The organism is Pseudomonas sp. FP453 (genome assembly GCF_030687495.1).
Lineage (GTDB): Bacteria > Pseudomonadota > Gammaproteobacteria > Pseudomonadales > Pseudomonadaceae > Aquipseudomonas.
In genome coordinates this window covers 1,155,719-1,178,558 of record NZ_CP117435.1, presented here as the reverse complement: position 1 = coordinate 1,178,558, position 22,840 = coordinate 1,155,719, and the positions used below count along the sequence as shown (strand labels likewise).

At 63.3% G+C, this 22,840-nt stretch carries 21 protein-coding genes; 8 read left to right on the top strand and 13 right to left on the bottom strand.

Features of this window, described 5'->3' with window-relative positions:
- Positions 1–30: 30 nt before the first annotated feature.
- On the bottom strand, positions 31–1,050 hold the full coding sequence (locus tag PSH87_RS05285; protein ID WP_305432812.1) for a Glu/Leu/Phe/Val dehydrogenase dimerization domain-containing protein: 1,020 nt from the start codon (positions 1,048–1,050) through the stop codon (positions 31–33).
- Between the two features lie 187 nt (positions 1,051–1,237).
- Between PSH87_RS05285 and PSH87_RS05280 the strand changes: the two genes are divergently transcribed.
- The gene (locus PSH87_RS05280) at positions 1,238–2,041 is read left to right on the top strand and encodes a SirB1 family protein (protein WP_305432811.1); all 804 of its coding nucleotides are present in this window, start codon (positions 1,238–1,240) and stop codon (positions 2,039–2,041) included.
- A gap of 123 nt (positions 2,042–2,164) precedes the next feature.
- On the opposite strand, the gene PSH87_RS05275 is transcribed toward PSH87_RS05280, so the two are convergent.
- From PSH87_RS05275 to hmgA, 4 genes are all read right to left on the bottom strand, one after another.
- A complete protein-coding gene (locus PSH87_RS05275; RefSeq protein WP_305432810.1) occupies positions 2,165–3,535 on the bottom strand; it encodes an aromatic acid/H+ symport family MFS transporter in 1,371 nt (456 codons plus the stop codon).
- Between the two features lie 139 nt (positions 3,536–3,674).
- Positions 3,675–4,310, bottom strand: a complete 636-nt coding sequence (gene maiA / locus PSH87_RS05270) for a maleylacetoacetate isomerase (RefSeq protein WP_017736222.1) — start codon at positions 4,308–4,310, stop codon at positions 3,675–3,677.
- A 13-nt stretch (positions 4,311–4,323) separates the two neighbouring features.
- Positions 4,324–5,610: a fumarylacetoacetase gene (gene fahA / locus PSH87_RS05265; protein WP_305432809.1), complete on the bottom strand. Its 1,287-nt coding sequence runs from the start codon at positions 5,608–5,610 to the stop codon at positions 4,324–4,326.
- Positions 5,611–5,613: 3 nt separating this feature from the next.
- Positions 5,614–6,897, bottom strand: a complete 1,284-nt coding sequence (gene hmgA / locus PSH87_RS05260; protein ID WP_305432808.1) for a homogentisate 1,2-dioxygenase — start codon at positions 6,895–6,897, stop codon at positions 5,614–5,616.
- A gap of 120 nt (positions 6,898–7,017) precedes the next feature.
- Between hmgA and PSH87_RS05255 the strand changes: the two genes are divergently transcribed.
- Positions 7,018–7,797, top strand: coding sequence for an IclR family transcriptional regulator (locus tag PSH87_RS05255; protein WP_017736219.1), 780 nt, complete (start codon positions 7,018–7,020; stop codon positions 7,795–7,797).
- 1 nt (position 7,798) lies between these two features.
- Here PSH87_RS05255 and dacB read toward each other — a convergent pair whose 3' ends face one another.
- The 8 genes from dacB to PSH87_RS05215 all read right to left on the bottom strand — a co-directional run bounded on the left by dacB (position 7,799) and on the right by PSH87_RS05215 (position 16,418).
- The gene (dacB, locus tag PSH87_RS05250; protein ID WP_017736218.1) at positions 7,799–9,238 is read right to left on the bottom strand and encodes a D-alanyl-D-alanine carboxypeptidase/D-alanyl-D-alanine-endopeptidase; all 1,440 of its coding nucleotides are present in this window, start codon (positions 9,236–9,238) and stop codon (positions 7,799–7,801) included.
- A gap of 171 nt (positions 9,239–9,409) precedes the next feature.
- On the bottom strand, positions 9,410–11,830 hold the full coding sequence (locus tag PSH87_RS05245; RefSeq protein ID WP_305432807.1) for a TonB-dependent receptor: 2,421 nt from the start codon (positions 11,828–11,830) through the stop codon (positions 9,410–9,412).
- Positions 11,831–11,994: 164 nt separating this feature from the next.
- Positions 11,995–12,930 (bottom strand): glutathione S-transferase family protein, encoded by a 936-nt coding sequence (locus PSH87_RS05240; RefSeq protein ID WP_017736714.1) that lies wholly within the window; start codon positions 12,928–12,930, stop codon positions 11,995–11,997.
- Between the two features lie 75 nt (positions 12,931–13,005).
- The gene (locus tag PSH87_RS05235) at positions 13,006–13,281 is read right to left on the bottom strand and encodes a GIY-YIG nuclease family protein (RefSeq protein ID WP_017736715.1); all 276 of its coding nucleotides are present in this window, start codon (positions 13,279–13,281) and stop codon (positions 13,006–13,008) included.
- Between the two features lie 37 nt (positions 13,282–13,318).
- Positions 13,319–13,789: a nuclear transport factor 2 family protein gene (locus PSH87_RS05230; RefSeq protein WP_017736716.1), complete on the bottom strand. Its 471-nt coding sequence runs from the start codon at positions 13,787–13,789 to the stop codon at positions 13,319–13,321.
- Positions 13,790–13,886: 97 nt separating this feature from the next.
- On the bottom strand, positions 13,887–14,540 hold the full coding sequence (locus PSH87_RS05225; RefSeq protein WP_305432806.1) for a DUF1120 domain-containing protein: 654 nt from the start codon (positions 14,538–14,540) through the stop codon (positions 13,887–13,889).
- 256 nt (positions 14,541–14,796) lie between these two features.
- Positions 14,797–15,432, bottom strand: a complete 636-nt coding sequence (locus PSH87_RS05220; RefSeq protein WP_017736718.1) for a response regulator transcription factor — start codon at positions 15,430–15,432, stop codon at positions 14,797–14,799.
- 179 nt (positions 15,433–15,611) lie between these two features.
- Positions 15,612–16,418 (bottom strand): hybrid sensor histidine kinase/response regulator, encoded by an 807-nt coding sequence (locus PSH87_RS05215; protein ID WP_305432805.1) that lies wholly within the window; start codon positions 16,416–16,418, stop codon positions 15,612–15,614.
- 394 nt (positions 16,419–16,812) lie between these two features.
- Here PSH87_RS05215 and PSH87_RS05210 point away from each other — a divergent pair, with 394 nt between their 5' ends.
- The 6 genes from PSH87_RS05210 to PSH87_RS05185 all read left to right on the top strand — a co-directional run bounded on the left by PSH87_RS05210 (position 16,813) and on the right by PSH87_RS05185 (position 22,838).
- Positions 16,813–17,436, top strand: a complete 624-nt coding sequence (locus PSH87_RS05210; RefSeq protein WP_017736720.1) for a DUF1120 domain-containing protein — start codon at positions 16,813–16,815, stop codon at positions 17,434–17,436.
- A gap of 92 nt (positions 17,437–17,528) precedes the next feature.
- A complete protein-coding gene (locus PSH87_RS05205; protein ID WP_305432804.1) occupies positions 17,529–18,143 on the top strand; it encodes a DUF1120 domain-containing protein in 615 nt (204 codons plus the stop codon).
- A gap of 42 nt (positions 18,144–18,185) precedes the next feature.
- Positions 18,186–18,809: a DUF1120 domain-containing protein gene (locus tag PSH87_RS05200; protein WP_017736722.1), complete on the top strand. Its 624-nt coding sequence runs from the start codon at positions 18,186–18,188 to the stop codon at positions 18,807–18,809.
- 82 nt (positions 18,810–18,891) lie between these two features.
- Positions 18,892–19,518 (top strand): DUF1120 domain-containing protein, encoded by a 627-nt coding sequence (locus PSH87_RS05195; RefSeq protein WP_305432803.1) that lies wholly within the window; start codon positions 18,892–18,894, stop codon positions 19,516–19,518.
- 38 nt (positions 19,519–19,556) lie between these two features.
- Positions 19,557–20,267, top strand: a complete 711-nt coding sequence (locus tag PSH87_RS05190; protein ID WP_017736724.1) for a fimbria/pilus chaperone family protein — start codon at positions 19,557–19,559, stop codon at positions 20,265–20,267.
- Positions 20,268–20,390: 123 nt separating this feature from the next.
- Complete coding sequence (locus PSH87_RS05185; RefSeq protein ID WP_305432802.1) at positions 20,391–22,838, top strand: fimbria/pilus outer membrane usher protein; 2,448 nt, start codon at positions 20,391–20,393, stop codon at positions 22,836–22,838.
- Positions 22,839–22,840 lie beyond the last annotated feature (2 nt).

Genomic DNA, 22,840 nt, shown 5'->3' with positions numbered 1-22,840 from the left:
CATGGATTCAGGGCCTTTTTAATGCGTGGGTCATTTGTAGAGCAGGCGCTCGGCCAGTTCGTCCGCCACTCGCGCGGGGCTGCGTTTTTCGGCCTGGGCATGGGCGAAGATTTCCGTCAGGCGCGTGCCGATATTCGACAGGTGCGCGGTGATGTCGGGCAGTTCTGCGCCGTTGTGCTTGAGGGCGACGTAGATCAGGCCGCCGGAATTGATCACGTAGTCGGGGGCGTAGAGGATGCCGCGCCCTTCCAGTTGGTCGGCGATGTCCAGATTGGTCAGCTGCGCGCTGGCCGAGCCGGCGACGGCGGCGCAGCGCAGTTGGCCGACGCTCTGGCGGTTGAATACGGCGCCCAGGCCGCAGGGTGCGAGGATGTCGCAGGGGGTGCTGAGCAAGGCGTCGTTGGCGATGGGATGCGCGCCCAGTTGCTCCATGGCCAATTGCACTTTGCCGTGATCGATATCGCTCACCAGCAGTTCGGCACCGGCCGCGTGCAGTTGTTCGGCGAGGGCGTAGCCGACGTTGCCCAAGCCCTGGACGGCCACGCGCAAACCTTCAAGGTTGTCGCTGCCCAGGCGCGCCATGGCGCTGGCGCGGATGCCGGTGAATACGCCCATGGCGGTGTGGGAAGACGGATCGCCAGCGGCGGTGGTGCTGGTGACGAACCTTGTGTGTTGGGCGATGCAGTCCATGTCGGCCACCGAGGTGCCGCTGTCGATGGCGGTGATGAAGCGACCGTCGAGTTTTTCAACGCAGCGGCCGAAGGCTTCAAACAAAGCGGCACGGCTTTCCACGTGCACAGGGCGAAGGATCACTGCCGTGCCACCGCCCACCGGCAGCCCGGCCAGGGCGGCTTTGTAGCTCATGCCTTGGGCCAGGCGCGCGGCATCGGCCACGGCACTTTCGTCGTCGGGGTAAGCGAGGTAGCGACAGCCGCCCAGGGCGGGCCCGAGGCGGCTGTTATGGATGGCGATGACCGCCTTCAGCCCGGTGACCGGATCGACGCTCAGGTGCAGCGATTCAAGGCGGGTGCTGTGCATGAGCGCAAACATCGTCAAGCTCCCGAATCACTTCTGGTAGTGGCCCAAGTATAGGCTCACGGTAGAAATCCGACGGACTACGCTGGAATAAGCCAGCCGTTTTCGTAGGCCATGGGACATAAGCAAATGGGATATTTCTCAAGCCACTGGACGAAAATTCCCAGCAAGGCTAAAACGGGAGCATCTGCCGGAGAATGCAATGAATCCCCGCACAGCCTTTTTCGCCTGCCTGGAACGTTCGCCCCCTGCGCTGTTTGAGGCAGCCCTGTGGATTGCCGCCGAGCACGACCCCACCGTGCAGCCGTTGCTGATCCTGCAGGAACTGACGGTGCTGCAACAGCAAGTCAGCGTGGCAATGCCCCTGCTGCCAGCGGATGAGCTGGGCCAGCCGTTGCTGCGGCGCCTGAATGACCTGGGGTTTGCCCAGGACGACTTCACCCCGCTGCGCCCCGCCGCTGCCCTGTTGGATAAAGTGCTGCAACGCAAGCGCGGGCAACCCCTGGTGATGGGGCTGATCGCGCTGGAACTGGCGCGACGCCTGCACATCCCGATGGTCGGCGTGAATTTCCCCGGACACTTCCTGCTGCGGGTGCCCGGCGCCGATCACCTGCTGGACCCCTGCGGCGGCCGGCGCCTGTACCCCAACGATTGCCGCGAACTGCTGCAACGCCAATACGGCCCCAACCTCAAGCTTCAGGCCGAGCACCTGCATAGCGCCGACCCGCGTTCGATCCTGCAACGGCTGTCGCGCAACCTGCGGCAACTGCACCTGGCCAATGATGCACCGCTGGAGGCCTTGGTGGATGCCGAACGCGTGCTGGAGCTGGGCAATGCCAGCGCTGCCGACTATCTGGCGCGGGCCAGCCTGTATCAGCGGCTGGATTGTCCCAATGCCGAGCGTTTTGACCTGGAACACGCGTTGATGCTCAGTGAAGACCCTATCCAGCGCCTGCGCCTGACCGAGCGATTGGGCCATTTGCCACCCAACTCAGTGGTGCACTGAGCAGGTGAGGTCTGGCTTGTGTGGGAGCTGGCTTGCCTGCGATGCAGGCGCCTCGGTACATCAGACATGCCGAGGTGATGCTATCGCAGGCAAGCCAGCTCCCACATTTTGATCTGCGCCGAGTCAGTGATTGGCCGGCGCTTTTAGAATGTCGCCATGCAACGGACTCACAGGCTCACTTGAGCCCGGTGATCGCACCTGGATAATCAACAACGCCGCCATCACCGCCGGAATCGCGCAAAAGAAAAAAATCTGCTGCACCGGAATATGCATCGCCAACAACAGGCTGCCAAACAGCGGCCCCAGGATCGAGCCAAACCGCCCCACGCCCAATGCCCAGCCCGTGCCGGTGGCGCGCACATGCGCCGGGTAGAAGTTGCTGGCGAAGGCGTTGAGGGTCAGTTGCCCACCGATGATGCAGAACCCGGCGGCAAACACGCAGGCCACCAGATAACGCGGGTTGTCGTGGTTCAGGCCGAGCAAAATGGTGCACAGTGCAGCCGCCGCCAACACACCCGACAACAGGCGCACTTTGCTTTTCAAGCGGTCGGCAAACCAGGCCATGCCGATGGCACCCAGGGTGCCGGCAAACAGGAACATCGAGGTCACCAGGTTGGCTTGCTTGAGGGCCAGGCCACTTTCCAATAGCAATGACGGTAGCCAGCTGATCATGAAATACAGCAGGATCAGGCTGACAAAAAACGTCGCCCAGATCAGCAAGGTCGGGCGCGCATAACCGTTACGGAACAGCTCCACCACCGTCAGTTTGCTGCCCTGCTCCTGTAGGTTTTCTGCCGTGCTGGCCAGCGGCGCCTGCCAACCAGGCAGCATGCGCGTGGTGACCTGGTGCAAGCGTGCATACGGCGGCGCATCCCGCAGCAAACGTGGCAATGATTCCGGCAGCAGCCACAGCAGAAACGGGAACAGCAGCAGCGGCGTCACGCCACCGGCGAGGAACACCGCCTGCCAGCCGAAGCTGTCGATAAACCCGGCGGCCACAAACCCACCGGCCGCGCCGCCAAACGAGAAACCACACGCGGCCAGCGTCACCATCAAGGTGCGCAGGCGCGGGGGTGAGTAATCCGACATCAGCGCCATGGCGCTGGGCATGGCGCCGCCCATGCCGATGCCGCAGATAAAACGCGCGGCCATCAGGCTGGTCAGTGAGTTGGCGAACACCATCAACAGCGTGAGGCTGGCGTAGATCAGCACGCAGCCCAACAGAATGCGCCGCACACCAAAGCGATCGGCCAGCGGCGTGACCAGCAGCGAGCCGAGGGTCAGGCCCAGCAGGTTGGCGCTGAAGACCGGACCGAACGCGGCTTTTTCCAGGCCCCAATCCTTGGCCAGGGCCGGTACTACATAACCCAGCACCTGAGCGTCATAGCCATCGGTCACCAGCAACAGCGCCAGCAACAGGAGGATCAACCACTGGTAACGCGACACCGGACGGGCGTCGAGTGCCGCGCGAAAGCTGGCAATCTGATTGTGCATCGCAAGGTACCTATTATTTTTATAAGGATGACGCTGATCAAACTGTGGGAGCTGGCTTGCCTGCGATGGCGGTGTGTCAGGCAACTCATCTGGCACGGGTGCTCCACTATCGCAGGCAAGCCAGCTCCCACAGTTAGATTCAGGGTGTGTCAGGTTGATTGGCGGGATGGGCCTGGATGAAGGCTGGATGTTGAGCGGCCAATGCGGCCACCCTTCCTATGCGCGGATACGCCGCCAACGGCACCTTGAAGCGCTCCGCCGCATACAACTGCGGAATCAGAAACGCATCGGCCATGCCCGGCTGTTCGCCAAAGCAAAAACCCTTGTCGCCAATCAACTGCTCCACCGCGCCCAGGCCCTGGCTGATCCAATGGCCGATCCACGCCAGCACCTGCGCCTCGTCATGCCCCCACTGCCGCAGCAGGTTCTGCGTGCTGGAGTTGTGCAGCGGATGAATATCGCAACCAATGATCGACGCCACCGCACGTTCATGGGCACGGGTGGCCAGGTCCTTGGACAGCAGCGGCGCCTGTGGATAACGTTCGTCGAGGTACTCGATGATCGCCGGCGACTGGATCAACAGCTCGCCGTCCTCGGTGCGCAAGGCCGGCACGCGGCCCTGCGGGTTGATCGCCAGGTACTCGGGCTGGCGATTCGCGCCACCGGCCGGCACCAGCAGGTTGACCGGCACCGCGGTGAAGTCCACGCCCTTGAGCGCCAGGGCGATACGCACCCGGTACGACGAGGTAGAACGGTAGTAGGTATAGAGTTCCATCACCCGAGCCCTCTTAACGCGCGGCCACTACCGTGCCACGGCATTCGCCAAAGCCGATGGAGGCAAAACCCTCGCGGCTGCAACGGGCGCGCAGGATGATTTCGTCACCGTCTTCCAGGAACTTGCGCACTTCGCCGGATGGCAACTCGATGGCTTTTTTACCGCCTTCGGTCATTTCCAGCAGGCTGCCGAATTGCCCTGCCTGCGGGCCGGACAACGTGCCCGAACCAAACAGGTCACCGGCCTGCAACTGGCAGCCGTTGACGCTGTGATGCGCCACCAGCTGCGCGACCGTCCAGTACATGTGCAGGCTGTTGCTCAGCGCCAGACGATGGGCCGGCAGGTTCTGCTCGCGCATCGCGGCGGTGGTCAGCAGCACTTCCAGCTCGATATCCAGCGCGCCAGCGGCCTGGTCACGTTTGTCCAGCAGGTACGGCAGCGGTTGTGGATCGCCTGCGGGACGCGCCGGCTGGGCCTTGCGGAACGGCTCCAGGGCTTCGGCGGTGACGACCCACGGGGAGATGGTGGTGATGAAACTTTTCGACAGGAACGGCCCCAGCGGCTGGTATTCCCAGGCCTGGATATCCCGCGCCGACCAGTCGTTGAGCAGGCAGAAACCGGCGATATGTTCGGCGGCGTCGCCAATCGCAATCGAGTCGCCCATGGCATTGCCCTGGCCGATCCAGATGCCCAGTTCCAGTTCGTAGTCCAGGCGGGCGCACGGGCCGAACGTCGGCTCCGTGTGACCGGCAGGCAGGGTCTGGCCTTTAGGGCGGCGTACATCAACACCCGACGGGCGAATGGTCGAAGCACGCCCGTGATAACCAATCGGCACGTACTTGTAGTTCGGCAGCAGCGGGTTGTCCGGGCGGAACAGTTTGCCGACGTTCTGCGCATGTTCGATACCGACGTAGAAGTCGGTGTAGTCGTTGATGCGCGCCGGTACATGCATCTGGCAATCGGCAGCGCGGTGCAGCACCTGGGCTTCACGGGATTGCAGCGGGCTGCCCTCGGCGAGCAGCTCCAGCAGGCGTTCACGCAAGGCCACGCGCGGGCCACGGCCCAGCTCGAAAAACGCGTTCAACTGGCCACCGGCAGTGGCTTCGACAGCGCGGCGCGCCTCGCCTTCGAACGCGTCGATGGCCGCATGCAGATCGAGGATCGCATCACCAATCGCCACGCCGCTGCGCGGTGCCGAGCCGTCGATGCTGAACACACCCAGCGGCAGGTTTTGCAGTGGGAAGTCAGCGTGACCGTTGGCGGAGGCCACCCAGCTGCGGGTAGAAGGGGACTGAGTCATGGGTTATCTCCGATTCGGGTTGAACGTGACGGGCAACGAGGCCCAGCACGCATCGTAAGCGGGTTGCAGTTGCGGGCAGTCCAGGGCGAACCGGGTCGGGCGCAGCACTTGGCTGGTCTCGAACATGAAGGCCATGGTGTTGTCGATCTTGTGCGGCGCCAGCTCGACGTTGATCGCCTTGGTGCAGGTTTCGCCGTCGGGGCCGTGGGCGCTCATGCAGCTGTGCAGCGACGCGCCACCGGGCAGGAAACCTTCGGCCTTGGCGTCGTAGGCGCCCTGGATCAGGCCCATGTATTCGTTCATCAGATTGCGGTGGAACCACGGCGGTCTGAAGGTGTTCTCGGCCACCATCCAGCGCGGCGGGAAGATCACGAAGTCGAGGTTGGCCAGGCCGTGCACGCTGGTGGGCGAGGTCAACACGGTGAAGATCGACGGGTCCGGGTGATCGAAACTGACCGTGCCGATGGTGTTGAAGCGGCGCAGGTCGTATTTGTACGGCACGTTGTTGCCGTGCCAGGCGACCACGTTGAGCGGCGAATGGTCGAGCTCGCAAGCCCACAGTTCGCCGAGGAATTTCTGCACCAGGGTTGTAGGCTGTTTCAGGTCTTCGTAGTGCGCCACCGGCGTGAGGAAATCCCGCGGGTTGGCCAGGCCGTTGCTGCCGATGGGGCCGAGGTCCGGCAGGCGCAGCGGTGCGCCGTGGTTTTCCGCGACATAGCCGCGCGCCTGGGCGTCCAGCAGTTCGACGCGGAATTTGAGGCCACGGGGCAGCACGACGATTTCCAGCGGCTCCACGTCCAGCACGCCCAGTTCGGTGGCGATGCGCAGGCGCCCTTGCTCGGGGACGATCAGCAGTTCGCCATCGGCGTTGAAGAACACGCGCTCCATCGAGCGGTTGGCGCAGTAGTGGTGGATGCTGATGCCTGAAGGTTTTTCCGACCCGGAATTGGCAACCATGCCGACCAGACCGTCGATGAAATCCGTCGGCTCAGCGGGAATATCCAACGGGTTCCAGCGCAAGCGGTTCGGCGTTACCGCCCCCAGCGGCCCACCGGCCAGTTGCCGCTCCAGCTTGCTAAACGCCGGGTGATTGGCCGACGGCTGGATGCGGTACAGCCAGGTGCGCCGGGCTTCGCTGCGGACCATGGTGAAGGCCGTGCCGGAGAAGAGTTCGGTGTACAGCCCGTAGGGCGCTTGTTGCGGGGAGTTCTGGCCGACCGGCAATGCGCCGGGCAGGGCTTCGCTGGCGAATTCGTTGCCGAAGCCCGACAGGTATTCGAGGTTCATGGATCATCCTCTACGCGGAAGTTGTTTTTATCGTAATCCAGTTACGCATAACGTAATTTGATCACTATCGACCGTCAAGCTATAAAGACGCCCATTCATCTCTCGGATTCTCGCCCTTCCATGGAAAAGCCCCGCGACACCGGTAAACAGAAAGTCCGCTCGGCCGAAGTGGGCACCGATATCCTCAAGGCCCTGGCTGAACTGTCGCCGGCCACTTCGCTGTCGCGCCTGGCCGAGCATGTGCAGATGCCCGCGAGCAAGGTGCATCGCTATTTGCAGGCGTTGATCGCCTCGGGGTTTGCCGAACAGAACACCGCCACCAACCATTACGGCCTCGGCCGCGAAGCGTTGCGCGTGGGCTTGGCCGCGCTGGGCAGCATGGACGTACTGAAGGTCGGCGCCCTGCCCCTGGCCGAGCTGCGCGATGAATTGAATGAAACCTGCTTTCTGGCGGTATGGGGCAACCAGGGCGCGACCGTGGTGCATATCGAGCCCGCCGTGCGTGCGATCACCGTGGTGACGCAACTGGGTTCGGTGTTGCCGCTGCTCAGTTCGTCCACGGGATTGGTGTTCAGCGCTTTCCTGCCGTCGCGGGAGACGGTGGATCTGAGGGCGCGCGAGATCGAGGCCGGAATCGCCCACGCCCTGGCCGACGATCAGGCCTACGCCACCATGTGCGAACAGATCCGCAACCGTGGCCTGCACTTTGTGCATGGCTTGCTCATGCCGGGTGTGGACGCGTTGTCGGCGCCGGTGTTCAACGCCGTCGGGCAAGTCGCGGCAGTCATGACCGTGGTCGGCCCCACCTCATTGTTCCACGCCGACGAAGACGGCCCGGCGGCGCAGCACTTGCTGGCGGCGACCCGGGCCGTGAGTTGGCGCATGGGTTATCAGCCCTGAGTCACCAGTTGGCCAGGGTCAATGCGACGCGGTTTTCCAGGGCCTTGATCTGCGCGCCACTGGCCAGGTAGTTGTTGCTGATCATCGAGAACACCAGGCGGCGCCCGTGGGCGTCGGTGATGTAGCCACCCAATGAGGAAACGCCGGCCATGGAGCCGGTCTTGGCGTGCAGGTTATCGGCCGCCGGGGTCTTGCGCAGACGCCAGCGCAGGCTGCCGCCGGTCATGCGGTCGCGGTTGCCGGCAATTGGCAGCGCGGTGTACCAGGCGTCGAACCACGGCTGTTTGCTTGCGGCCAGCAACAGGTCGGTGAGGGTTTGCGAAGACACCAGGTTCATCCGCGACAGGCCCGAGCCGTCCACCTGCCTCAACATCGTCGTATCCAGCCCCTGGCGCTGCATGAAGCCCACCACCGCCGCCACGCCGGCCGACGCCGTCCCGGCATTCGAGGTCTTGCGGCCCATGGCCTTGAGCAAGGCTTCGGACATGTTGTTGTTCGACAGCTTGAGCAGCGGCGCAATCAGTGCCTGCAACGGTGCCGACTGATGCTCGGCCAGCACGTTCGCCGTGGCCGGGCTGGCGCCGCCCATCACGCGACGGCCGAGCACGGTGATGCCCTGCTGCGCCAGCGCCTGCTCGAACAGGTTGGCCACCAGTTGCGTCGGTTCCCACACGCTCACCAGTTGCCTGCTCTGCTTGCCCGGCGCCACCGCGCCGCTGAGTTGCAACAGGTTGGTGCCGTGGCGACGGTTGATCCCGTAGGTGTTGCCCGGCCCGCTGATGGCGCGGTTGCTCAGTTGCAGGTAGTCGGTGGGCGGGAAGATCGTCACCGCCACGGGCTGGCCAGCCCGCACCGGCGCCTTGGCCGTGACCAGCACGGTGCCTGCATCGAAATCCGCATTGGGTGACACGGTCAGCGCCGAAATCTGCGCGCCGTAGTAGGTGCTTTCGTCATCGTGGGACCAGTCGACGCCCAGCCGTTCGGCGTCAAACCAGGTGTCATCGAACACCAGGTCGCCCTGCACCTGGCGGATGCCTGTGCTCGCCAGTTGTGCGGCCAGGGCCTGGTAATCGGCGAATTGCAGGGTCGGGTCGCCCAGGCCGCGCAGGTAGAGATTGCCGCCGAGGCGCTCGCCCTGCTGCGCGCCGTTGCTCAACAGCTGGGTGGCAAAACGGTACTGCGGACCCAGCACATCCATCGCCGCCGCGGTGGTCAGCAACTTGAGGTTGGAGGCCGGCACCAGCCGCGTGCGCGGGTTGTGCTGATAAAGCGTGGTGCCGCTGCGGGCATCGCGCACCGTCAGCGACACCGTGGCGCCGTGCAGCGCCGGGTCGGCCAAGAGTTGGTCGAGGGAGGACTGGGTGGCTGTCTGCGAAACGCTGGCGCAACCACTCAGTAAAAACAGGAGTGCGCTGGTATAGATCAACTTTGCAAATTGCATCGGTGCTGGGTTTCCGCGAAAAATCAATGCGGCAACGCTACCAGCTCGCTCCCCCTGTGGCGAGGGAGCTTGCTCCCGCTGGGGCGCGAAGCGGCCCCAGCTCTTTGTTTAAAAGACTGGGACTGCTGCGCAGTCCAGCGGGAGCAAGCTCCCTCACCACAGGCGTCAGGCTTAGAACTCCAGGGTGCTGGACACCGAGAACTGCCGCGCATCGCCAATCGACACAAACAGGCGGCTGGCCGCCGAGGTGTAGTAGGTGCGGTCGAACAGGTTCTTCACGTTGAGCTGGAACTTGACCTTCTGCCCGTCGATCTTGGTGTCGTAGGTGGCAAACGCGTCCGCCACGGTGTAGCCCGGCAGGGTGAAGTCGTTGGCCGCGTCGCCTGCGCGCTCGCCGACGTAGCGGGCGCCAGTGCCCATACGCAACTGGTCGCCGCCGAAAATGCTGCCGAAGTCGTACGCCACCGACAACGAGCCGGTGTGCTTGGCGACGTTTTGCAGGCGGTTGCCCTCCAGGGTCGGATCCTTGTCCTTGACGTCTTCGGCGTCGGTGTAGGCATAGCTGCCGATCACGCTCCACTGGTCGGTCAACTGGCCGCTGGCGTCCAGTTCCAGGCCACGAGAACGCACTTGGCCGGCAATGCTGTAGATGGTATTCGCGCCAGAGCCGACGGAAACCAACACATTGCGCTTGTCGATATTGAACAGCGCCGCGCTGGCAGTGATGCGCCCAGGAATATCGAGCTTGGCCCCCAGTTCCCAGGACTTGGATTCCTCGGGTGTCAGGTCACCGGTCAACTTGCTGCCATCGGCCAGGGCAGCAATGGTGGAGTTGGGCTTGAACGATTCGGTGTAGCTGCCGTAGAAGGACAGCTCGTCGGTGTAGCGATACACCAGGCCCGCACGCGGTACCCAGGCCTGGCCGTTACCGTTGGTGTTGGCCTTGAACGGCACGCCCTTGCCGGCGTATTGGTCGTACATCTGGTAGCGCGCACCGGCGACGAAGATCCACTGGTCGGTGAGGTGGATCGCGTCCTGGAAGAACAGCGAGTCGCTGCGCAGCAGGTCGGTCTGGGCGCTGTCGGCGGCGCTGACGGTGGTGCCGGCGACTTCGTTGCCGTAGACCGGGTTGTAGTAGTTGAACGAGCCACGCGAGTTCTGGCGGATCAGGTCGGCGCGGTAGATCTTGCGGTACTCATCATCCATGCCGAACACCAGGTCGTTCTGCAGGCCGAACACGTTGACCTTGCCTTCGAGGCTGGCGGTGGTGAAGCGGTCGGTGGTGATCGCGCCTTTGGTGCCGTCCATCTTGCGGGTCAGAGTGCCGTCGGTGGCCACTGCGCTGACGCGCACTTGGCTGGCGTCGTAGGTTTCGCGGTTCCAGCTGTAGCCGAAGTGGGCCTTCCAGTCGTCGTTGAGGTCGTGGTCGGCTTCGAAGCGGTACAGGTCGGAGCGGCCTTCCATGTTGTTGAAGGGCTCGTCCAGACGGCGGGTGGACGGGATGTCCAGCGGGTGGTTGGACTTGTCGATGGCGGTGCCACGGTCGAACGGCGAGAGGAACTCGCGGTGCTCGTAGGCAAACAGCAACTTGGTGTTGTCGCCGTACCAGGCCAGGGACGGCGCCACCAGCGTCTCGCGGTGGGTGCCGAAGTTGCGCCAGTAGTCTTCGTCTTCATGGTCGACGATCAGCCGGTAAGCCAGGCCGCTGTCGCCAATCGGCCCGGTGGTGTCGAGGCTGCCGCCGCTGCCGTTCTTGCCGCCGCCAAAGGTGGAGCCGCGCACGGTCAGGGCGGTGGACTGCACCAGTTCCGGCTTTTTACTGACGATATTGACCACGCCGCCCGGGTCCTGGATGCCGTACAGCAACGACGACGGGCCCTTGAGCACTTCGACGCGCTCGGCCGTGGCGTTCAGCGCACGGCCCTGCACCACCGGCATGCCGTCGCGCATGATCGAACCGTTACGGTTGTCGCCAAAGCCGCGCAGCATCACCGCGTCCTGGGTGCTGGCAAGGGTATTGGCCTGGGTGATGCCGCTGATATTGCCGAGGGCGTCATCCAGGTTGCGTGGGGTCTGGTCGCGCAGCACTTGGGCGGGGACGACGTTGACGGTTTGCGGGGTTTCCAGCAGCAGCGCCTTGGAGCGCATCACCGAACTGGTGGGCGGCGGCTGGTAGCTGGTGCTGTCCTGGGTCTGCTGGTCGACGCCGCTGATGGTGGTGGCGCCGAGGTTGACCGCGCCTTCGGTGGGCAGCGGTTCCAGTGCGAGGGTGCGCGCATCGATCTGGCGGAAGGTGAAGCCCGAGTTGCCGAGCAGGCGTTGCAGGGCCTGGGGCGCGCTCATCTGCCCGCTGACGGCCGGGGCCTTGAGGCCATAAGGCGCTTCGTCGGTGTAGATCACGCTGATCCCGGTGACCCGGCTGAAATCGCTCAGGGCCTGGGGCAGCGGCTTGGCTGCCAGGGCAAAGTTGAACCGGGCGCTTTGTTGTTCCTGCGCCTGCGCCACGGCCAGGGGCAGCAATGCCAACCCCGAGACCGCCAAGACCGAGGCTCCCAGCCACTGTTTAACCCAACCGCCCGCCGTCAACTTCATGCTGTGAGAACCCGTGTAGAAAACGCTGTTAATGCGAATTGATCGCAGTTTCAAGCACTACACGGATGGGCCGCGGGTTTACCTCACATAAATCTGCAAATATTTTCGAGAGTACGACGCGGAGCGTCGGGGGATGCGTTCCCACGCGGAGCGTGGGGACGATCTTATTGCGCCTGAATGCGGAAACCCATGCGTGGGAAATGCACATGCACGGTGCCGGCGCGTTCGTCGGTACGGCGCAGGATCAGCTCTTCGCGCCCGGCAAACAGCAGTTCGCCAGCGACGGGGTCGGTGCCGTAATCGGTAGCGCTGACAGTCACCTGCTGGCCTGGGGCGAAGCCATTCAAGTCCGCGAACACTTCATCCGGCAGATTGGCCGGCGTGGCGTTGCGCGAAATTTCCAGGGCCTGCTCGGCGCTCATCTGGGTGGACGTGCCATGGCCGAAACTCAACACGCGGTCCAGCCAGGCGGCGACGGCAGGATAAGCATCCACCAGCGGCGCAGTCACGGAAGAGCCTTTGAGGAACCACAACGGGTGAGCCAGGGAGAAGTCGGCAATCGAAGGCTCGCCGAACAGGAAGTCCCCGGCCTGGTGCTGCAATTGCTGATCGATGCGGCTGACAATCGCCGGCCATTGGTGCAGGGCCTGGTCCAATTGCACACGTGTCGCCGTGCCACCGCTGAACAGTTTGCCGCGGTCGGCCACCAGCACCTGGAGCATTTCTGGCGGCACCTTGGCGAATTTCACCGCCAGGGATTCGGGCTGGAACACCAGCGCCACCGCATGGGAAAACACCACCGAATCGGCCCAGGCAGCGAAGCCCTGAGTGACCAGTTCCAAACCTTGGGGAAACAGCGCCGGGGCGGATTTTTCCTGCTCCAGGCGCCGGGCGATCAAGGCCGTGTCGCAGTAGATATCCGCGCCCACTTGCAGCACCGGGGTCTTGCGATAGCCGCCGGTGAGGGCAGTGAAATCCGGCTTGGGCATCACCGGCGGAATCAGCACCGAATGCCAGGACAAGCCCTTGAAGCCCAGCAACAGACGGGCTTTTTCCGCGAAGGGGGATTGCGGGTAGTGGTGCAGGATCAACTCAGACATGCCGGACTCCGCTCTAGAAGTGAGCCGCTAGCTTAGCCTGCAAAATCTCGCTTGGGGACGATGGGAACCCATCAGTCAAATCAATGAGTCACTGGCCGCCAGGCATTCCTTGGCGCTTTTCTTCAATTTCTTGATCAGCCGTTCCTGGCGCAGCGCCTCGGCCTTGCTTGCACATTGCTCGGTGTACACCAGCGCCACGGCCGGGCTGGACAGGAAAAACCGCGCGCCCTTGCCGCTCTGGTGCATCGCAAAACGGCGCACCGGGTCATTGCTGATGCCGCAATACAGCGAGCCATTCGCGGCGCGAACCAGGTAGACAAACCAGGGTTTGGGTTCAGAAGGATCAGTCACAGGTCAGTTCAGCAAAACCAGAAGAGCGCCAAGCTTATCAACGACTGGCCTGGAATGCCTTCAAACCGCGCAGCGCCTGGGCTCGCACGGCGTTTTTGACGATGGGCGTCCAGCCCAGCAACAGGCCCTTGGTGCCCAGGGCCTGACGCGACCAGCGCCACAGGTCGAAGCTGTCGTGGTGTTCGCTGATCTTGCCGTCGCGAAACACGAAGCGCGCCTGGATATCGTTGACCACCGTATTGCCGGTGGCGCTGAACAGATAGGTGGCCACCCAATGCGCACTGCCGCCGCGCTCATCGCTGCGCACGCTGTCGAAGGTCAGGGAGAAATCCTTGGCGCGGGTGGTGAGCATGCGCCACATATCGCCGGCATCACGCCCGCGCAGTTCGCCGAAGGCCGGATCGCTGAACACCACGTCATCGGTATAGCAGGCGGCCATGGCCTCGGCGTCCAGGCGCTGGAAGGCCTGGTAGAAGCGGTTGATCAGGGCGTCGTGGACATCACTCATGGGCAGGCTCCGTGATTCAGTGTTATCAGGGCTGCACGATAAGCTGCGCATGGGTGGAAAGCCATGCCCATTTACCTTGTCAATAAGGGGGGTGGGGTCAGAGGTAGACGACGTCGAGGGTGGCGCTGCCGTCCAGGGGAATCTCCTCTCCCAGCGACGGCAGGTATTGCAACCTGACGATCATGGTCTCGACCCGCACATCCATCGACATTGCCTTGAGTGGCAACGGCACCGCATCGCTACCCGCGCTTTCACTCAAGCTGCGCATGCCCGCGACCTGCCACACCAAGTCGGGGTGAGTGGCGTCCGACCAACTCGCGCCATCGTCCGATTCAATCATCGGTCGATCAACACCATCGGCCTGCCCATTCAGGGTTTTCAACAAGTACCAACCGACCTTCTTGTTGCCATCGACCAGGCCCAGGCCAAAATTTTCCCGCTTACCGATGAACTCCTCGCCAGAACTACCGGCGCGATTATCGCGACTTTTGATCGCGATCAGTGTCGGCGCGGCGCATTCGACACTCAAGCGCAGTGTCGCCACCGGCAGTGCAGTGGGCACATTTCCCTGGTTCAAGTCCTTGCGCGATATCTTGCCGTGGTCCACCACGCCGCCGCCGGACAAGGCCGGCGTACACGCTGCCGGCGTAATACTGCCCTTGACGTTCACATCCACACTGGACGCCGCCAATACCGGGACGACACCGCCCAGCGCGATGGCGGCGGCCATCACGTTAATCAACATTTTCATATACTAAGTACTCGTTCGAGTGGGTTTTAGTTGACGAGCATCGGCACACGACTGCACCAGGCTCGCCAACAATTACGACTCTGTAGTTAGACCAGGGGGTTATGCCAAGGCGCCAGTAACACCAAAACATTTGTGAACTTTATCGCGCAACCACACGGCACCCAATACACATTTTACGAATACCCATGCCACACCAATAACGGCGCGACTTATATCAACTTCAATGCGCACGGATATAGTCGGCCGCGCACTTGACTCAAGGAACCATTCCCGCATCCCGTGCATAGGCAAACAGATCCACATCCGTGGAAATACACAACCGATGCATCGCCGTACTCTTCTGTTTGCTGATCGTCGAAATACTGCGATTGACCCGCGCGGCAATCTGGCTGACGGTCATGCCGCTGGCCAACATGCGCACCACTTCCTGTTCTTTGCCCGACAATGTCGGCGCCTTGGTCGGTTGCGCCAGGCAGGCCTGATCCAGCTGCAAGCGCAGGCATTCGCTGACGAACTGGCGCCCCTGCACCACGGTCATCAGCGCCTGCGGCAACTCTCTGGCGGATGCACTCTTGGCAATAACGCCTCGCGCGCCATGGCCGAACGCAGCGCGCAGGGTGGCGATATTGGCGAACATGGTCACCAGAATCACGGGCACGTCGGGGTACTTGCGATGCAATAAACCCAATAGCCCGTAACCGTCTGCTTGTTGATTACCGGGCATGGCGAAATCAGTCACGATCACGTCGCACGGAATACGTTCTATCAACTCCAGAAGTTGGTCAGGGCCATCGGCTTCGGCCACGACCTTGCACTTTCCGCTCGCCTCTATCACCACTTTTTGACCTACGCGAACTATGGGGTGATCGTCAGCAATAATGATGCGAATCATCGGGCATTCCATGATGGCAGTTTGAGACCAGCAAAATACCGCGATCGTGTTTTTGCAACAACAGGAAATAAGTCATCCACTCAGCGTTACCCCCCGGTTTTAAGCGCTACGCTTAATCCCTACATAATTAAGAGAACACACTTACGGAAACGTACTACATGACAGAGGTATAAATTCCTTCAAAGTCGTGCCAAGTAATCCAGATAGCGCTCAACGCTCTGCCGGTAGCCATCCAGGCCGGCCTGGTTCAGCCTCACACCGCAGACCTGCACTGCATTGATCAACGCGACCGCGCTGTTCTCCAGGCCGGTTTCCCCCACAAACGCCACACTGCCCGCCAGACGATGCAGACACTGCGCAGCCTGGCTGGCATCGAGTGTGGCTTGGGCGGCGGCCAGCACCGCCAGGTCGGCATGGGCTTCCTCGATCAGGCTGAACAACATCGGCGCCACCACCTCCCAGCTCCCAAAGGCTTCGATCAGGCTGGCGCGGCTGGGGAACGTGCCGCGGGGCACAACCGTGACCTCCATGCACTTGGCGGCATTGCCGCCTGAGTTCGGTGGCGCCAGCCAGCAGTGCAAAACCTTGCGCAGTTGTGCGAAACCGATCGGCTTGTGCAACCAGCCGTCCATTCCGCACGCCATACAGCGACGGATGTCTTCCGGCCCCAGGCTGGCCGTCAAGGCCAGTACCGTAACGGGTGGACGGCCTTCGGCTTTTTCGCGCCGACGCAGCTCACGGGTCATCGCGTAGCCGTCCATGACCGGCATCCGGCAATCGCTGATCACCAAGTCGAAACGCTCGACATTCAGCACATCCAACGCCATTCGTCCGTCGCTGCAACAGTGATGAGCCACGCCGAGTTTTGTCAGCAATGAGCCCATCAGCAGGCGGTAGGTACCGTGGTCATCCACCACCAATACCCGGGCATGGGGCCAATGGCTCGGCGGCGCGCGCAAGCCTCGTTCAGGTAAGTGGTGCGCCATGGTGCCCTCATGCAGAGAGCGATCAGCTCAACCGGCCGGCCATGCACCGGCCGCACCCGAACTTTTCGCAGCAGGACGATCACCCCAATCCAAATGAATGAATCACAGTCATCAAAGAGCGCGAAAAAATATCCGAACGAATTAAACAGCGCGATACAACAACTACGACAAAGCCCCCTCCCCCCGCATTAAACGACGCTATTTCACTAAACAAGCCCTTTTTGTCATTGCCACCCTGTCATTCGTAATAGTTGCATTTTCGCCGCTTCGTCCCGGCGATAAATTCCCTCCCGCTTTTCCCTGAAGCAGCGCGTGCCCGCCAAAACCATAAAACCCTGGGCAACTTCCCCGCGCTTATCTGTCCCGAAGCCCTTGCATAGGAATACCTGCTGATATGAAAACTTCTTTCGCCGCCCTGGTCGGGGCGATTTTGATCGCACACAGCACGTGGACGCTGGCCGCCAGCAGCGTGGACTTGAACGTAAAAGGCAGCATCACGCCCAGTGCGTGCGATACCACGCTGTCCCAGGACGGCGCCATCGACTACGGCAAGATCGCTGCCAAGGATCTGTCCATTGACCGCGTCACCTTCCTGCCTCGCGTCACGCTGCAACTGAATGTGGCGTGTGAAGCGCAGACCCTGTTCGCCCTCAATACCCGGGACAACCGCTTTGGATCGGCCAGCACCGCCCAGGGCTACTACTACGGCCTGGGCCTGATCAACGGCGACCAGAAGCTGGGCAAATATCGGATAGACCTGCTCAACCCGGTCGCCGACATTCCGGTCTACCCCCTGTTCTCCGACGACTCCGGCGCGACCTGGATAGCGAACCCCGACGGCAGTTACATGGGCCACGACTACTGGAGTGCATTTGGCGATACCCCAACGCCGAAGCCGTTGCGCAACGTGACGGTTGACCTGCGGATAGCCACCAGTATCGCGCCCACCCGAGACCTGACCCTTACCGCAGAAGTGCCCCTGGACGGCAGCGCCACGCTGGACCTGATGTACCTCTGAGCCCTGAACAGCGCCTGCGCCGGCGGTGGTTCTCGCCGTCCCGGCGCTGATTGAACCGAAACCGACGCCCACACCCACAAGGACCTGTGCCCATGGACAAACCCACCCTCGCCCTGTTGCTCGCAGCCTGTGCGCCCGGCGCATTCGCCGCCAGCGACACCCACCTGAATGTCTCCGGGCGCATCACCCCCAGCTCGTGCACGCCCAGCCTGACCAATGGTGGCGTGATCGACCACGGCAAGATGACCGCCAGAGACCTGGAACACAGCATCCCGACGCGGCTCAACCCTGCCGAGATGCGCCTGGAAGTGCAGTGCGAGGGTGACACCTTTTTCACCTTGACCACCGTGGACAACCGGGCGGGGACCTCTGCCATCAACCCGGCGCACCACGGCCTGGGCAAGACCCATGAGGACGAGAAACTGGGCAGCGTGGCGTTCTCGCTGTTCGACCCGGTGGCCGATGACATCCCCGTCAAGGTCATCACCTCGCGCAATGGCGGAGCCAACTGGTCCACGTCGATCTACCTGGGGCACGAGGCGCTGACCTCGTTTGCCGCACTCGACGGCCCCAATACCCCCATCGCCCTGAAAACCCTGAGCGCTCGCCTGCGCGCGTTCACCATCATCGTGCCCGCCACCGACCTGACCCTGCTCGATGAGGTGCCCATCGACGGCCAGGCCACGCTGCAACTGAAGTACTGGTAAGCCGCCGTTTCCTTGATTTTTTCCCCTGCTAGGAGCAACACCATGAGTAAGTCCCTGAACGCCCTGTTCACCGCCCTTCTGCTCACCACCGCCGGCAATGCGCTGGCGGCGTCCAGCGTCGACTTGACCGTGAAAGGGCTGATCACGCCGAGCGCTTGTGAACCGACCTTGCCCAACGGTGGCAACGTTGATATTGGCAAGATTTCTGCGAAGGATCTCAAGGCCGACGACCACACCAACCTGGGCGAACACACCCTGCAACTGACGGTCACCTGCGACGCCGCGACGCTGATGGCGATCGAGCCCCATGACAACCGTGCCGGCTCGAGTTCCGACAATATCCCGTCACGCTTTGGCCTGGGCCTGATCAACGGCACCGAAAAGCTGGGCTTTCTTGAGGTATGGCTTTCCGCGCCGTCCGCAGACGGAAATGCCGGACGCGTGATCGGTTCGGTAGACGGCGGCTCCACCTGGACCCAGGAAGTCAATTTCGCCACCGGCGGCATTCTCTCGGTTGCCGACAACACCACCCTGGCACCAACGCCGGTACAGGTTCTCACCGCCAACATGACCGCCTCACCGAGCATCGCACCCGCCAGCGGCCTGACCTTGACCGAAGAGGTGCCCATCGACGGTTCCGTCACCTTGACCGTCAAATACCTGTAACGGAATACGGGCGCAACGCACTGCCTTGCGCCCACCGTCGTTATCACGGATGTCTTCTCAACCACGGTTCCAACCACAGACCATGAACACGCTCTCACGCCGTTTGATGATGCTCGGTCTTTGCCTGACCGCCACCCCCGCCCTGTGCGCCTCGACGGTCGAAGTGTCACTGACCGGCATCATCACCCCCAGTGCCTGCACGCCGACCTTGAACCCCGACGGCATCGTCGATTACGGGCGTGTTCCGGCGCGCTCCCTCAACCTCTACGAGTTCACGCAGCTGCCCACCCAGCACCGGGAACTGACCGTGAGCTGCAACGAGCCGGTGCTGTTTGTGCTGGTGGGCGTGGATAACCGCGCCGCGTCGTCCGTAGGGCCAGGGTTCTATTACGGCCTGGGCAACAACGTCCATGCGCCGACCGAACGCCTGGGCTCGGTGGCCCTGGCGATTCGCGAGGCCACCGGTGACAACCAGCGCGTACTGGTGCTGGCCTCCAGCAACCAGGGCCTGACGTGGTTCCCCGAGTCCAATGCCTACCCGGACACCTACATGGGCTTCGCGCCTCCCGGCACCCTCGTGCCTGCCGCGCATCGCATGGTCACCGCCACCCTGCAAATCAACACCTCCATCAACGCCGCCGCCTACCTGACCCTCGACCAAGAGGTGCCGTTGGACGGCTCCATCGTGCTAGACCTGAGGTACTTGTAGTCATGTTTCCTCTTCCTCGAATCGCCTTGTTCAGCCGGATGTTCAACTTCGTACGCTATGCGGGCCTGTACCTCGGTGCAGTCGCCCTGACACTGTGGGGCCCCACCCTGGTACTGGCCGACGGCATGGTGCCGGACACTTCGGTGGTGATCGTCAACGAAGCCGACGGCGAAGCCTCGGTGTCGGTGACCAACACCGACTCCAAGCTGGCCCTCCTGCACGTGACCCTGGAAGACATCCCGGAGGACCCGGCACCGCTGCTGTTCGTCACGCCGCCGTTGACCCGGGTCGAGCCATCCAAGAGCCAACTGATCCGCTTCATCCTGCAATCGCCCACGCCGCTGACTACCCAACGCCTCAAGCGGGTGATCTTCGAGGGCATGCCCCAGGGCCGCGCAGCGGGCCAGGCCGGGCATGCGCGGGTCGGCGTGACGGTGCGCCAGAACCTGCCGGTGATCCTGCACCCCAAGGGCCTGGCACCCAATCGCACGCCCTGGACCGGGCTGACCTGGAGCCTGAAAAACCAGCAACTGAGTGTGCATAACCCCACGCCCTACGTGGTGCGCCTGGCCCAGGAACTGAAGCTGCTGCCGGGCAACGGCTCGGCCTTGTTGCCACGCACCTACGTGCTGCCGGGAGAGACCCTCAGTGTCGCCGCCAGCCAGGCCCAGGCGAGCACCGTGCAGTTGCAGCCGGCCACCGTCTACGGCTTTGCCGTGGACCCGTACCAAGCACCGATCACCCTTTGATCGCAGCGCCGGAGGGAAGGATTCCGGCGCCCTGATAACGAAGTGGCTTCCCATTGAAGGCCACCAGGAGCCTGTCGCACCGACGGATCGGTGCAGGCCTGCTCCACTCTTCGAGTACGACTTGTGAGCACAGTAATCACTGATCGCGACGGCGCAGCCGTGCCTGACGTTCTATCGCCACACCTGCGCCGGGTGTTGGCCGGCCTGGCGTTGACCCTCGGCGCCACGCTGCCGGCGGGTGAAACGCTGGCGGACGAAAACGCCGGCTCGTTCGACCCGCAAACCTTGTCCCAGCGCGGTATCGACCCGCAGCTGGCCAATCTGCTGCTGGAAGCGCCACGTTTCGCCGCCGGCCGCCACGCCCTCAACCTGAACGTGAACGGCCAGCGGCGTGGGCGTATCGATGTGCTGTTCGACGAACAGGGCGCATTGTGTTTCAACCAGGCCCTGCTGGACGCCGGCCAATTGCGCATGCCGGCGGACGCTGCCGACTGCCATGCCTTCCTCGAGGCCTACCCGCAGACCGTGATCGAACAAGACCCGGCCAGCCTCGGCCTGGCGCTGATCGTGCCCACCAACGCCCTGCGCCCGGCCATGCAGGACGTGTCCGGCTACCAGACCGGCGGCTTCGCCGGCCTGCTCAACTACGACCTCACCGGCCTGTACAACGAGTACGGCGACGACACCAGCCGCTTCGGCTCGGCCAACACCGAGGTCGGTTTCAACGCCGGCGACTGGATCGTGCGCAGCCGCCAGGTGCGCACCTGGCAAGACAAGACGTCGCGCACCACCCACCTTGACGCCTACGCCCAGCGCACCTTCGCCGAACAACAGGCGGTATTCCAGGCCGGGCAGATCAACCTGTACAACCCGGTGCTGGCCGGCGCGCAGATCACCGGCGCCCAGGTGCTCACCGAAACCGCGTTGCAGGACCAGAACCAGGGCGCGACCATCACCGGTATCGCCAACGGCCCCGCCCAAGTGGAAGTGCGCCAGAACGGCACGCTGATTCATTCCACCGTGGTGCCCGCCGGGCCTTTTGCCCTCACCGATGTGCGGCGCTTGAACAGCCGTTCCGACGTGGAAGTCACGGTCAAGGAAACCAGTGGCGAAGAACGCCGCTTCACCGTTCCGGCGGCCATGCTCGGCCTGGGCTTGCCGGCGCCGGGTTACTCGGTCGCCGCCGGGCGCGTGCGCAAGGTCGGCGACGGTGCGGGTGCCGAACCCTGGGTGGTCAGCGGCGGCTGGAGCGGCGCGCTGCACCCGCAGGTCAGCGTTGGCGGCGGTGTGCTGGCGGCCGAAGACTATCGTGCCGCCGGTATCAGCCTGGGCTGGCTACCCTGGCAGGACAGCCAGTTGCAGTTCTCCAGCCAGTTGGCCCAGGCCACGCGCCAGCGCAATGAACGCGGGGTACAGACCGACCTGTCGTGGTCGCAGCGCCTGGGCGAACGCTGGGCCATCACCACCGCAGGCTCCTGGCGCTCGTTCGGTTACCGCGACCTGGAAGACTCCACCTACCGCACCGACACCCGCGAGCAACAACGCGCGCGCTATCGCGACCAGCAGAGTGCCACGGTGTCCTGGGCGCACCCGATGCTGGGGGCCTTCAGTGCCGGGGTCTCGCGTTCGTCGTCCTATACCGGCGACAGCAGCAGCCGCGCACTGGCGTCGTGGGGCACCAACGTTGGCCGGGTGTCGGTCTCCGCCAGCGCCGAATGGCAGGTCGGCGGCCGGCAGCAGAGCGATGACAGCATTTACCTGAACATCAGCGTGCCCATCGGCGACAGTCGCCAGGTTCGCGCCTGGGCGCGCAACACCGGCGGCGAACATCGCCTCGGCGCCGGGTTCAACGAGCAGGTCAATGACCAATTTGCCTACCGCGTCGGCGTTGAACGTGACAGCCGCGACCGCGAGGTGGAGTCGTCCGTAGGCGTATCGGCGCTGCCCTATTACAGCCAGTTGGACTTCAACTACACACGCAACGACGCCAAGCGCTCCAGCTACCAGGGCGGCGCACGCGGCGGCGTGGTACTGCACGGCGACGGCTTGACCTTCTCGCCGTACCCGGTGCGCGAAACCTTCGCGGTCATGTCGGTGGGCGACATGGCCGGGATCAAGGTCAGCACGCCAAGCGGCCCGGTGTGGACCGATTGGCAAGGCCAGGCCGTGGTGCCGCAACTCAGTGCCTATGGCCGCAGCCCGGTGGAAGTGCAGACCCGCTCGCTGCCGCGCAACGCCGATATCAGCAATGGCTTGGCGGTGCTGTCGGCCGGGCGAGGCGCGGTGGACAAAGTCGAATTCGGCGTGGCCCTAACCCGGCGTGCCTTGCTGCACGTGACCACGCCCGACGGCCAGCCGCTGCCCCGTGGGGCCACGGTCAGTACCGCAGACGGCGAGTTCGTGACCCTGGTCCAGGAAGGCAGCCAAGTGTTTCTACCGGACGTGCTCGACCGACGCGCGCTGTGGATCAGCGCCCCCGGCCAACCCCGTTGCCGCCTCAGCTTCGAACTGCCGGAACACGGCGACCCCGAGGTGTATTACGAAACCGCACCGGCGCGGTGCCAAGCATGAGG

Bases quoted from the DNA above. Each gene is read 5' to 3' on its own strand.
- PSH87_RS05255 (WP_017736219.1), top strand. From the start codon at position 7,018: ATGGAAAAGCCCCGCGACACCGGTAAACAGAAAGTCCGCTCGGCCGAA.
- PSH87_RS05275 (WP_305432810.1), bottom strand. From the start codon at position 3,535: ATGCACAATCAGATTGCCAGCTTTCGCGCGGCACTCGACGCCCGTCCG.
- PSH87_RS05245 (WP_305432807.1), bottom strand. From the start codon at position 11,830: ATGAAGTTGACGGCGGGCGGTTGGGTTAAACAGTGGCTGGGAGCCTCG.
- maiA (WP_017736222.1), bottom strand. From the start codon at position 4,310: ATGGAACTCTATACCTACTACCGTTCTACCTCGTCGTACCGGGTGCGT.
- PSH87_RS05280 (WP_305432811.1), top strand. From the start codon at position 1,238: ATGAATCCCCGCACAGCCTTTTTCGCCTGCCTGGAACGTTCGCCCCCT.
- PSH87_RS05205 (WP_305432804.1), top strand. From the start codon at position 17,529: ATGGACAAACCCACCCTCGCCCTGTTGCTCGCAGCCTGTGCGCCCGGC.
- PSH87_RS05225 (WP_305432806.1), bottom strand. From the start codon at position 14,540: ATGAAAATGTTGATTAACGTGATGGCCGCCGCCATCGCGCTGGGCGGT.
- PSH87_RS05230 (WP_017736716.1), bottom strand. From the start codon at position 13,789: ATGAGTGATGTCCACGACGCCCTGATCAACCGCTTCTACCAGGCCTTC.
- PSH87_RS05200 (WP_017736722.1), top strand. From the start codon at position 18,186: ATGAGTAAGTCCCTGAACGCCCTGTTCACCGCCCTTCTGCTCACCACC.
- PSH87_RS05190 (WP_017736724.1), top strand. From the start codon at position 19,557: ATGTTCAACTTCGTACGCTATGCGGGCCTGTACCTCGGTGCAGTCGCC.
- PSH87_RS05285 (WP_305432812.1), bottom strand. From the start codon at position 1,050: ATGTTTGCGCTCATGCACAGCACCCGCCTTGAATCGCTGCACCTGAGC.
- PSH87_RS05210 (WP_017736720.1), top strand. From the start codon at position 16,813: ATGAAAACTTCTTTCGCCGCCCTGGTCGGGGCGATTTTGATCGCACAC.
- hmgA (WP_305432808.1), bottom strand. From the start codon at position 6,897: ATGAACCTCGAATACCTGTCGGGCTTCGGCAACGAATTCGCCAGCGAA.
- PSH87_RS05220 (WP_017736718.1), bottom strand. From the start codon at position 15,432: ATGATTCGCATCATTATTGCTGACGATCACCCCATAGTTCGCGTAGGT.
- fahA (WP_305432809.1), bottom strand. From the start codon at position 5,610: ATGACTCAGTCCCCTTCTACCCGCAGCTGGGTGGCCTCCGCCAACGGT.
- dacB (WP_017736218.1), bottom strand. From the start codon at position 9,238: ATGCAATTTGCAAAGTTGATCTATACCAGCGCACTCCTGTTTTTACTG.
- PSH87_RS05215 (WP_305432805.1), bottom strand. From the start codon at position 16,418: ATGGCGCACCACTTACCTGAACGAGGCTTGCGCGCGCCGCCGAGCCAT.
- PSH87_RS05240 (WP_017736714.1), bottom strand. From the start codon at position 12,930: ATGTCTGAGTTGATCCTGCACCACTACCCGCAATCCCCCTTCGCGGAA.
- PSH87_RS05195 (WP_305432803.1), top strand. From the start codon at position 18,892: ATGAACACGCTCTCACGCCGTTTGATGATGCTCGGTCTTTGCCTGACC.